The sequence below is a fragment of the Aeromonas sp. S11(2024) genome (assembly GCF_041402345.1).
Lineage (GTDB): Bacteria > Pseudomonadota > Gammaproteobacteria > Enterobacterales > Aeromonadaceae > Aeromonas > Aeromonas veronii.
Map to the genome: position 1 here is coordinate 62,460 of NZ_JBGLRC010000021.1, position 10,637 is coordinate 73,096.

The window sequence follows — 10,637 nt, forward strand, 5'->3', positions numbered from 1 at the left end:
ATTAGGCTCAGCCAATCCGCAATCTCATCCCGGCAGCACAAGGAATTGACATCCCTGTGCTGTTTTTTCTTGGGCAGACCAGCCCTATCCCACTTATCAAATGACAGGAGACAGACGATGACAAATGCTCCCTCCCGATTTCGCTTCACTCAAAAAGCCATTGAGGCCCTACCACCGAACCCACCCCATGCCAGATCAACTGAAGCCGAATACAGCGACACCCAGATCCCAGGCTTTAAATGTCTGGTAGGCAAAGGGGAAGGTTCCAAGAAATTTCTGCTTCGGTATCTCTGGCAAGGACGTAAACGGGCTATATCCATAGGCCGCTTCCCCGATGTAGACCTGAACACGGCCAGAGAGATCGCCACAGACTATAAACGGCTGCTTTCGCAAGGCATCGACCCCAAGCAACAGAAGGAAGATAAACGGCAGGAACTCACCCTGACCGAGTTGTTTGAGCAGCATTACTTCCCCTATGCCATGCACCACAAACGATCATGGCGAGATGATGCACAACGCTTTCGTGACCACCTAAAGCCAGCCTTGGGATCACGGTTACTGTCAGAGATAAAGCTTGAGCAGGGCCAGGCCCTGCAAACCAACTTGCTGAGCAAGGTAAAGCCAGCCACCAACAACCGGATCACCACCTTACTCAAAGCGATCCTGACTTGGAGCGTTCGGATGGGTTATCTGGAGCAACACCCAATGAGGCATCTCAAAAGCCTGACCGAGAACAACCAACGTACCCGCTATCTGGACAAAGGGGAGATCAGACGGCTGTTTATGGCTGCGGATATCGATGAAAACCGTTATGCCGGTCAGTACGTCAAACTGCTGTTGCTGACAGGGTTGCGTAAGGACGAGTTGAGGCTGGCCAAGTGGGAATACCTCGATCAATCCCAGCTGACACTGTTCATCCCCCACACCAAGAATGGTAAAAGCCGGATCCTCCACCTCAACCATATGGCCATGCAGATCCTCAAGGAGACCCACCCCATTGAAGGGAATCCCTATCTGTTTCCAGGACAGAAACAGGGCCAGCCGCTCAACAACGTCACCAGACCATTTAACCGGATGCTCAAGCGAGCGAGGATTGAAGGGCCAGTCTGTATCCATACTTGCCGCCACTCCGTTGCGGCCTTGATCGTCTCAAGTGGCGGAACCTTGTATGACGTGCAAGCCCAGTTGGGCCATGCCAGCAGCCAGACTAGCCAACGATATGCCCACCTGCACGCCAGCAGACTGCGGCACACCAGTACCCAAGTGGCCAACTGTGTGGAGCAGGCGTTGATACCTAGCAACACAGCCCACTCAGCCCTCCCCCAACTGGGCCAAAACGGAGGAATTTAGGAAAAAATGCCGACGGTCGTGGCGAGCTGACGGACAAACTCGACGCCTCGACGCGACCGTCAGCATATTGTCAAAACGCTTCATGCAACAAGAAAAAACCGCCAGTTGAGTTACCCTAATCGACGAAAAACCCCTTGATTTATAACACCATACTTAGGTAAGGTCTCACACGTAGACGTTTTATATGATTTGAGCAGTGGCGTTTACAGGCACTTGCCGTCCCTTCTAAATCGCGCTTAGCGTTGTAGGGACTCCAGTGTTGCACCGTACATCAAAAATCAACCTTTTGATTAACCTATTTGCTTTGCGGCAAAGGTTTGTGCAGCTCTGGATGATACCCGATGACCTACAGACGTAACGCAGTTCCCCATCCCCTAGATTTACCGTCAACTCAATCAGACATCTGCGATAGTACCGTGGTGCCAGTACATTCATCCATGTGCTTTCCAGTTACCCCTGCAGTAGATAACAACTCGCCCGCCGCTATATCAACTCTGCTTATCCAAAATCCTGCACGTCGTGAAAATTCCGGCTCGACACGCCCTGTCGGGCGCTTACGCGACACTAGGACACCTTTGACTACGATGCTTCCCTGGATGGCAGAACACGACACCCTAGCCCAACGCCTCGGCATGATCCTGACCAAGCTCAACAACGGGCAGCGGCTGGTGATCTCCGAACTGGCTCATGAGTTCAACGTCTCACCACGCACCATCCAACGGGATCTGAACGTCAGACTGGCTTACCTGCCACTGGAGCGGGAGGGGCAGACCTATTGGCTTGACCCCAGCTATCTGGGAAGAACCACCACTCCCACCATTTTGAGACTGTGTGAGCAACTGGGGGCCAAAGCGTTGTTCCCGGATGATCACGAAAGTCTGATCAAGCTCTGGCTCAACCCAGCATCGACACCTGTATTCGTCCTTTCCGGCTTTCAACTCGATGAAGACGACAGTCATCACCAGTGGCTAAAGCCACTTGCCAAGGCAATCAGCCAACAGTTCAACGTCAGGCTGTCATGGGTAGGTGAGCAAGCAGAGCAGGAGCTTGTGCCATATCGTCTGGTCAATAAGCGGGGGCGCTGGTACTTGGCAGGGGTGATGGCTGATACGCCATTTCTCGAACCTTTGTCGAGTATCACCAGCGTCCAACAGATAGATACGCCAGCAACGATCAGCGAGCCACTGCAGCAACTACTTCAAAAACTCATCGAGCAAGAGGCCATCCCCACTCATGAAGTCGTGATCAAGGCAGCTTCGCCTATCGCCCACGAGTTCAAGCTTCGGAACATCCTCCCCGAGCAGGCACTGATCCGAGAGCTGGAGGATGGCAGCGTCTTGCTGGCAAGCAGGGTTTTCGATGGTGCACAGCTGCTGCCCGTGATCAAAACGTATCTGCCGCACCTTGAGGTGATCAGCCCAGCTGGGATCCAAACATTGGTCAAGCGTGACCTCAAGGCCCTGCTCAGCCGGATGTAAGCCAATTTTCACGCCACTAATTTTCAACCCCCGACACCACCTGTCGGGGCAAATCACCACTATCTGTAGTTCAACCAACAAGGAGCAAAACATGGGATCGCCCACGATAACTAAGCTATCAGACCTCGTTCTACGCAGTCATGAAGACTATGAAACAGTCTTCGAACACGTAGCCGCTCACCTGCAAGCAGAGGGTGGCACTATCAAGGTTGCTGACCGAGCCAAGGGAGCGCTGGAAGCATCCTGGAAGTACGGTATCAACCCATTCGGGTTGCGCGTGACAGTCCATTTCAGTTCACCAGAAGAAGGGATTGTTGAGCTATCTCTGACAGGATCCTTCGTTGATGCGATCGACACATGGGGCACAGCCAAGAAGAAGGCCAAGGCGATCGCTGAAGTGCTCCCCTCGCCTATCGATGCAGCCGCATGGCCTATCCGTGAGCAGGCGTCGATTCCAGCTTCAACTCAACCAGCACCAGCGGGAGGCACCGTTCACCATAGAGGTAAGCGAAAGGTCTTGATGGCCCTGCTGGTCTTCTTTGGTGGTGGAATTGGCCTGCACAAGTTCTATGCCGGTAACTGGGGCTGGGGTCTGATCTATCTGGCCGCTTGCACCACGGGGATCCCGGTTCTGCTCTCTCTGGTCGAGTTCATCAAGGTGCTTTGTCTATCCCAAGAAGAATTCGACAAGCGTTACAACTATCAGGCTGTGAGGGCATTTCAATGGGTATGGTAAGGGTAAAGAGGCTTGTTCTGGCGGCCAGTGTTTCACTGCTGATGGCACCAGCGGCTCAAGCCGGATTGCTCAGTAAATGGGACGAGCTGACAGTGAAAGGAGGAGAGCTGGAAAGCTGTCCAGGCGTGACCTTGGAGCAGCAGGCCGATAGCTTCTTTAAGGATTCCGAGTGGTCGGCAGGCAAAGCCGCTGATGGCCGCAAGCTGGTCAACGTGAGTGGCACGTTCACATACATGGAGCGGCCTGTACGGGGCATGCTTCAGATGTGGATTCACGGTGAAGAGTTCAGCGTGGAAGCCTTGGAGATAAACGGCCAGCCACAACCTGACCTCATGATCGATGCTCTGCTAGATAAGATGTGCGAAGCAGCCAAAGAAGATGTTGCTCCCCAAACAGCTCTTCGTGGGAAACAGCCCCTCCCCTTCATCGGCAAGCGCAGCTTTAACTTTGCAGGTGGAAGTGGCACAGAGCGCTACATCACTATCAAGCAAAGCGGCCAGACGGTGATCGAAAGCTGTGGGGCATCCCTGATGGACGACAATGGCAACTTCCAGGAGCCAAGCTGCTCTGTGGATTGGAAAGGCCCGTTCGCCACGCCGCTCAAGACCAGCTCAGCTATGTATCGAGTAGAGAAGGATCGGATCTATCAGATTGAACCCGATGGCAGCCCAGCCCGAGACTGTATGGCATCCAGAGAGAATTGCAGCGTCAGTCTGTATGAGTAGAGCGAGGTTGGTGACATGAAAGCGGGAGCAATCCCGCTTTTTTAGCCAACGATAAAAAAATCGCGACGGTCACGTCGTCGGCATCGACGACATTTTCACATCACTGTATAAAAAACAGCTACCTCAAGTACTTTGCCATTTTAGCCCTGCAGAGCAGGTCGCTTGCATGCATGAGCGACTAAAAAAACGCCAACCAATCCAAGATTTCATTTTTTTCCAAAAATATTTCAGTGCATAAATCTATTTAAAAACGCCCGCAGCCAAGGCTTGTCATCATAAGCCCAAAAAACCTATCGCCTCGTTAAACGGCTATAAACCAGTTTAAATGGCATTTCAGAAAAACAAGAAGATGTCAACGACAAAAATCTGAAAATATACGAGTGATTTTATATTCTCAAAACATGAATATAGTCATCGCTTTAAGCACAATAGTCCATTTATATGCACCTTGCCACCTATTGACCTACAAAATTCGCCTGCTATTATTCACCGCACTTGGTCAGCACTGCTGGCCCGGTGGATCGGTAAGTAATAACCGAGAGTTGCTGACAGTGTTGCCAGCAACAAGCGGATAAGGCCACCTACCAACTTGAAGTAATGTCAGTAGTTCACACTGCTGACGGTTGCTGTTCAGTACATCGAACAGCTTGCTTCGGCTAATTAGGTGACAAATCTTAGCGATGCTCTTTAACAACTTGACATTGTGCTAGGTCTCTACGCGTTAGAGAGCATCTAAATCAGATCATTTATGAGGTGATTTTTATGTCTCTTATGTTGGAACTGCTCAAGCCCTGTTTGGTCGACTCTGTCGCCCTGATCCAAAGCCAAGCTATAAAGCTCCCGCCCGATGGCGTGAAATTTATGCTCGATATGGATCGTTCACTAAATGTGCTTGTGGTAAGTGACAAATCAGCATTCAGCCGCCGCTTATATGCAATAGATCAACGTCTTGCTCAAGAGTTGGGCGATGTGGTCAAGTTGTACGCGTTTATACCGTTCCGCTCAGAAATTGGAGCTGTAGGTATGATGCAGGTGAATCTACAGTCAAAGGATAGTTATAGTACAACCAAAAGACAAATTCTTGAGGCTGCTACCAGTACCTATTCTGTGACGCGACTTGCTGATAGTTATGCTTTTTCCAAAAGCGAAGATAATCTTGGTATAGCACCGATTGCCGACCGAGAATATAACTCTATCTTGGAGCTTGTATTTTCAGAGTCAATTATTGCCTGCCGAGAACATCCGATTTTTAGGAAACTAGCTACGCCAGTCCTCCCAAACAATGACGAGAATGAGGAAAATGAAGAAAAAAGTAACAAAGGTAGTGATACCGTGAGTTTGCCTCCGGCAAGTGATGTTTTATCCATCGATATTGACCTCGAACACATTAATGATCTCCTCTGAAGAAGAGTTCAATGTAAAATTCAAAGAGAAGCTATTAGAGAATACGATTCTCAGCCGCAATATTACTCCCGCTATAATATCCCGCCATTCACCGTCCGGTGAGCCAAAAATTCCATCTATTAGTTCTAAAATCCCATTAATCTACGCCACAATAAATTACCTCTGTCATCAAAAGCGCGTAGAAATACGCCCTGATATTCACCCCTCTCTTATAAGCAACGCTCAGGGGGGTCTTGCTGAACTTGATGCCCTTGGGCGCATCATGGAATTTCACAGCATGACAAAAAATTCAACTATCTTAAGGCATGTGTCCAAGGCATTCGCAACCAGCACGGGGCGAAGCGTTATATACGGGCCGAGCCTCACCAGCCTTAAGAAGAAATTCTGGCCCTTCATTCTGGATCCTGACCCGAGATTTCGGTACGTGTTAGTGGACTACAGCCAGCAAGAGCCCTGTATTGCAGCCTGGTTTGCCAATGACAGAGAGTTGCTGTCGGCGTACCACCAAGGCGACTTGTATTTGCATATAGGTAGGCATCCTTGGCTCACAGGTTTAGACCGAGACACCCTGAAAAAGCTGGTCCTGCCCTATTCCTACGGCCAGCAAGCAGCAGCCTATGCCAAGCTCCATGGCATTCCTCTTGAAACTGCCCAGCACTACTGGCAAGCACTGCGGGAGGTATTTAACCGCGTCGATGCCGCATTGAATAGTCGCAGCCAGGTGGCTTTCCGTGATGGCTTCGTCAGATGTCTCGACTGGGCCGCCCGTGTCACTCTTCTAAGCAATCCTCTCGCAGTGAGGAATTGCCTAGTACAGGCTTGCGGGGCCGATGTCATGCGCCGGGCCGTGATAGGCCTACATGACGCCGGTATAGACCTTCGCCTGACAATTCATGATGCCTTCTTGATCCGCGTACCGATAGCTGAGCAGGAACATCAGGTGGCGAAAGCGATAACGGTGCTCAAACAGGCTAGTGCTTCGGTGCTGGGTGGCTTCGAGTTGAACGTGAAGATTGATGGTGTATTCGATGGTCAAGCGGGGGTGATGTGATGAGCAAGCAGAAATTTGATGCCGTAGTGTTTAGTGAGGCGTTCAAGGCCACAGTTCAACTCTATCAAGGGCCATTCGTGGTGTTTCCGGACCAACCTGGAATCTGCCACCAACTGCGATCAGAACGACTCCATCTATCCCTCCGCTCATTCGCCAGGGGGAGAGGTGAACGGCTCAACGAGAACAGGATCAAGGATGTACTCGACGAGCTGGATGCTTTTGCATTCGAGGATGGGCTACCTGTTGTAGCTCACTATCGTGTAGCCCCTTATCTAGCTGGCTACATTTACAACCTCGGGGGCGGTCGGTTTCTTCAGGTTACGAGGGGGAAATTAGAACACATCAAGACTTTACCTGCAGGGGTCTATTTTACCGAGACCAGCACCATGCTTGCAGCCCCTGAGCTCGCTCAGCAGACTGATCTCAAGGCACTTCTGGGCTGGTTTAACTGCACGGTGGATCAAAAGCTCCTACTGCTGGCATGGCTGACCTACACCGTGGCAACCCCAAAGGCGGCCCAACTGCCATATCCGATACTGGTGGTCAGAGCACCAGCTGGTTCTGGTAAGACATTCATGTGCAGCAAAGTGATCCGTCAACTGGTCGATCCCTGCCGAGTGGCCAGCCAAACGATGCCGAGGGCAATTAAAGATGTGGCTATCTCAGCTCAGAATAGCCATGCCCTGATCTATGACAACCTGCGCTTCATCCGGCACGAATTGAGCGATGGGTTGTGCCAGGTTGCCACTGGCGGTTCGACCGTGGGCCGGAAGCTATATACTGACGGGCAAGAGTTCAGCATGGATCTGCGGTGTGCCCTCGTGCTCAACGGGATTCACACCTTCCTAACAGAAAGCGATCTCGTCAGCAGGTGTGTAAACATCAACCTTGCCCCCATTGGGAGCGAACAGCGGCTATCTGAAGCTGAATTGTCAGCCAAGTTCGATGAACAGTTGCCGTCGCTGATCTATACCCTTCACGTCTTGGCAGCCAAGGTGCTGGCTGCTAAGGATTCGGTTGAGATCACCTTCAAAAGCAGGATGGCAGACTTTTCTGTATGGATCGCGGGGTTGGAGACTGTGCTGAAACTACCTCAGGACCAACTGCAGGATGCCTACCGTAAAAACGTTGAACAGGCCAAGGTGGCAGGTGTGGTTGATGATAGCTTGTTTGTAGCACTGTGTAATTTTGCAACGCGGTACCCCAAAACTAGCTCGTGGCATGGTACCCCCCACGAATTGCTGAGTGCCCTAGAAGCCCAAACGGCTGTCAGTCTGGGGGCCGACATGCCAAAGAATGCGGCGGCTATGTCTCGGCGGCTATCAATGCTCCAAGACGCATTGGCCAGCAATGGCGTGCATGTTGTCAGGGGCAAAGCCTCCGTTCGGTACTACGACGTCTGGTTCGAGCCAAAAGCTAGCCAAAGTCGTGGCGAATGCGACGACGTGGCGGCTCCTTCCGTCACCCCGACGCAACCGTCGCGAGAAGATCAATCTTGTGAGGAAAACGATGGCGTAGCAGAATCTCTATTGGGATAAAATGAGTAAAATATCAACGCCAGTCCTTCGGGGCTGGCGTTTTTCTATCTGATGTTACCAATGGCTCCTGATTTCAGGGTTTGCGACCCGGCAAAGAGATCTCAGCTCGCTCACCATCTCACATTGTTTAGTAGGCCAAAACCTTAGTGATATAGGTGATTGCCACGATCGGAAATACGCCCCCCTGCTTCCCCCGATGCTATAATGACTCACAGGAGTTGCTCGCATTTTCCTGGGGTCTGTGGTGGCTTATCAATTATTAATCCTTACATAAATAGCTTCATATTCAGTTTTTCGTGAATAGTAATTATCACTTCATACAGTGCAGCAAAGACACTGTTTTCATCACGTTCACCGAGCTTTGCCCAGACCGCACCATCATTACCCCAGTTTTGAGGAATCCTATTTTTTCCCTGTGGATCTAGGTCCCAACTCCACCATGACCAATATTTATTTGATTTACCTTGCATATGAGGGAAAAGTTCTGACATAGCTGCTGAAATGTTAGCAGTTTGGCCTTCTTTTTCACTTACTCCTGATATACCAAAATACAAACCATTAAAGTTAGCGCGGTCAAACTCCCAGCAAAGACAATAAGTATCACTAGAACTTAAAGGTATATAAAACCCAGCCCATCGACTAGATGTATCTACATCAGTAAAGTTGATTTTTAAATCATATGGAATCAGTTTTTTATTCAGATCTAAAATCAATTTTTCATATAACTTTTTACGCACACTTTCTATCTGGTTATAAATAAGAAATGCAGACTCTATAGTATTACTATCTTTTTGGATGATTTCAGATATTTCATCGTTGTTATCCACAATAAATTCTCCGTTAATTGTTTGATTTATGTATTTAATTAGTGACTCAACAAAGATTCTGACTGTGCCTGCACGAATGTACAATAAACAATCGCCTAACCATCTGATGACATCATACCAAGATATTGTCAGAATGTGTTCTTTCAAAAAGTCTGGTGTGTCATTCGGAAGGGTCCATTCGCCGGGTTCATGATTGCATAAGTATATTAATTTCCACGGTCTCTCCATCTTATTTAGCCATTGCGCATAGTCTCTTAATTGATTCTCTTGGTCCTCAGCCCATGGCTTATTTTCTATAGCAATAAAACCGTCTGATGTTGTCAACAAAAGATCTATTTTTCTGCCATTTTCTATAATGACTTCATAATCTACTCTGGCCTTATAAAAGCAGTCCTTATCAACTATAGGGCTATTGTGTCCCATCTTTTCAATGAGATTGGTAAATCCTCTTAGAAACAATATTGACTGCCCATGACTTTCATTAGGGGATAGTAAAAAACAAAGATAACGCGAAAGTGCTAGTTCATCATTCTTTAGCCAGTCCATCAGGCTGAAATCTGGTGCCAGCTCGGCCTGATAGCGAGATTTCGCTCGACGAGTGACCTCAGCCCAGCGAGCCACGTTTTCAAGAAGTGCGACAGCCTGCTGCTGTATGACATTCATTTTATTATCCTTTTTGCAGATGATGCACGACAGACTAACGCAGTTCATCATTTGGGCAAGCGCAAACCATAAGACATCTGATCAATATCACATGGGAAACGTTTGGGGCTTATCATCAAGCTCGCTCAAGTGGGATCATAAATGGCTAAAGAGTCGCGAAGGACACGACGGCTCGGCGGTTATCCCAATCCGTTGATAAATGAATGAAGTCCAGTAGGAGGAGCCACTTTTCCCTCGTAGTTCAGTCGGTAGAACGGCGGACTGTTAATCCGTATGTCACAGGTTCAAGTCCTGTCGAGGGAGCCACATTTGAAGCCCAGTTTTCGAACTGGGCTTTTTCATATCCATCTCTCCATTGTTTCAAGCCGAGCTAGCTATCCCCCACCTCTTGCTCTCGCACACTCCTCCGCTCTAAACCACCCACTCTCCCTGTTTTCTCTCAACTTAAAGTTAACTAACGATGACTCCGGTTCCTATCCGGTCAGCTCAGCTGGCGAATGGGTCAGGATCTAGCCAAAACCAGACGTCATCCCCTCCCCTTACGTAAATACTCCCAGAAACCCCCTCCGGTCAAAGCTTCCGGTCTTTCTGCTGGTAGACCATGAGGATGTTCAGACCGGAGCATGTGACTCTGGCGTGGAGATAACACAGATTGAAAGATGGAGACGCTCAGGAAGGGCAAGGGAAGAGGAATGGTTAGTGGGCAAGACCGGAGCAGCTCTGGGGCATATCCGGTCTTTTGGGCTGTAGCGAGTGTATGGAGATGGTATTCACCTGACAGTTGCCCACAAAAGGGAGTGGTCATACGGCTTCAAACCGGATAACAAAACGGTACCCCTACCGTGTTATCCGGAGTCACCGTATG

Annotated in this window: 8 protein-coding genes and 1 tRNA gene; 8 read left to right on the forward strand and 1 reads right to left on the reverse strand. The window is 49.6% G+C overall.

Going from position 1 to position 10,637, the window contains the following annotated elements; genetic code table 11:
• The first annotated feature begins 117 nt into the window (after positions 1–117).
• From ACB040_RS15740 to ACB040_RS15770, 7 genes are all read left to right on the forward strand, one after another.
• The gene (locus ACB040_RS15740; RefSeq protein WP_371155466.1) at positions 118–1,350 is read left to right on the forward strand and encodes a tyrosine-type recombinase/integrase; all 1,233 of its coding nucleotides are present in this window, start codon (positions 118–120) and stop codon (positions 1,348–1,350) included.
• Between the two features lie 596 nt (positions 1,351–1,946).
• Positions 1,947–2,828, forward strand: coding sequence for a WYL domain-containing protein (locus ACB040_RS15745; protein WP_338771236.1), 882 nt, complete (start codon positions 1,947–1,949; stop codon positions 2,826–2,828).
• Between the two features lie 91 nt (positions 2,829–2,919).
• Entirely contained in the window at positions 2,920–3,564 is a 645-nt protein-coding gene (locus tag ACB040_RS15750; RefSeq protein WP_124242724.1) for a TM2 domain-containing protein, read from the forward strand.
• Positions 3,552–4,289: a hypothetical protein gene (locus ACB040_RS15755; RefSeq protein WP_338771240.1), complete on the forward strand. Its 738-nt coding sequence runs from the start codon at positions 3,552–3,554 to the stop codon at positions 4,287–4,289. Before ACB040_RS15750 ends, ACB040_RS15755 begins: the two co-directional genes overlap by 13 nt.
• Before the next feature lie 762 nt (positions 4,290–5,051).
• Positions 5,052–5,693: a hypothetical protein gene (locus ACB040_RS15760; RefSeq protein WP_338771243.1), complete on the forward strand. Its 642-nt coding sequence runs from the start codon at positions 5,052–5,054 to the stop codon at positions 5,691–5,693.
• Positions 5,644–6,744, forward strand: coding sequence for a DNA polymerase (locus ACB040_RS15765; protein ID WP_371164850.1), 1,101 nt, complete (start codon positions 5,644–5,646; stop codon positions 6,742–6,744). The genes ACB040_RS15760 and ACB040_RS15765 overlap by 50 nt, the downstream gene beginning before the upstream one ends.
• Positions 6,744–8,282, forward strand: a complete 1,539-nt coding sequence (locus ACB040_RS15770; protein ID WP_338771249.1) for a hypothetical protein — start codon at positions 6,744–6,746, stop codon at positions 8,280–8,282. The genes ACB040_RS15765 and ACB040_RS15770 overlap by 1 nt, the downstream gene beginning before the upstream one ends.
• 266 nt (positions 8,283–8,548) lie before the next feature.
• Here ACB040_RS15770 and ACB040_RS15775 read toward each other — a convergent pair whose 3' ends face one another.
• Positions 8,549–9,772: a PD-(D/E)XK nuclease family protein gene (locus ACB040_RS15775; RefSeq protein WP_338771252.1), complete on the reverse strand. Its 1,224-nt coding sequence runs from the start codon at positions 9,770–9,772 to the stop codon at positions 8,549–8,551.
• Positions 9,773–10,002: 230 nt separating this feature from the next.
• Between ACB040_RS15775 and ACB040_RS15780 the strand changes: the two genes are divergently transcribed.
• Positions 10,003–10,078 (forward strand) — tRNA-Asn (locus tag ACB040_RS15780).
• Positions 10,079–10,637: the final 559 nt, after the last annotated feature.

Bases quoted from the DNA above. Each gene is read 5' to 3' on its own strand.
- ACB040_RS15740 (WP_371155466.1), top strand. From the start codon at position 118: ATGACAAATGCTCCCTCCCGATTTCGCTTCACTCAAAAAGCCATTGAG.
- ACB040_RS15745 (WP_338771236.1), top strand. From the start codon at position 1,947: ATGGCAGAACACGACACCCTAGCCCAACGCCTCGGCATGATCCTGACC.
- ACB040_RS15750 (WP_124242724.1), top strand. From the start codon at position 2,920: ATGGGATCGCCCACGATAACTAAGCTATCAGACCTCGTTCTACGCAGT.
- ACB040_RS15755 (WP_338771240.1), top strand. From the start codon at position 3,552: ATGGGTATGGTAAGGGTAAAGAGGCTTGTTCTGGCGGCCAGTGTTTCA.
- ACB040_RS15760 (WP_338771243.1), top strand. From the start codon at position 5,052: ATGTCTCTTATGTTGGAACTGCTCAAGCCCTGTTTGGTCGACTCTGTC.
- ACB040_RS15765 (WP_371164850.1), top strand. From the start codon at position 5,644: ATGTTTTATCCATCGATATTGACCTCGAACACATTAATGATCTCCTCT.
- ACB040_RS15770 (WP_338771249.1), top strand. From the start codon at position 6,744: ATGAGCAAGCAGAAATTTGATGCCGTAGTGTTTAGTGAGGCGTTCAAG.
- ACB040_RS15775 (WP_338771252.1), bottom strand. From the start codon at position 9,772: ATGAATGTCATACAGCAGCAGGCTGTCGCACTTCTTGAAAACGTGGCT.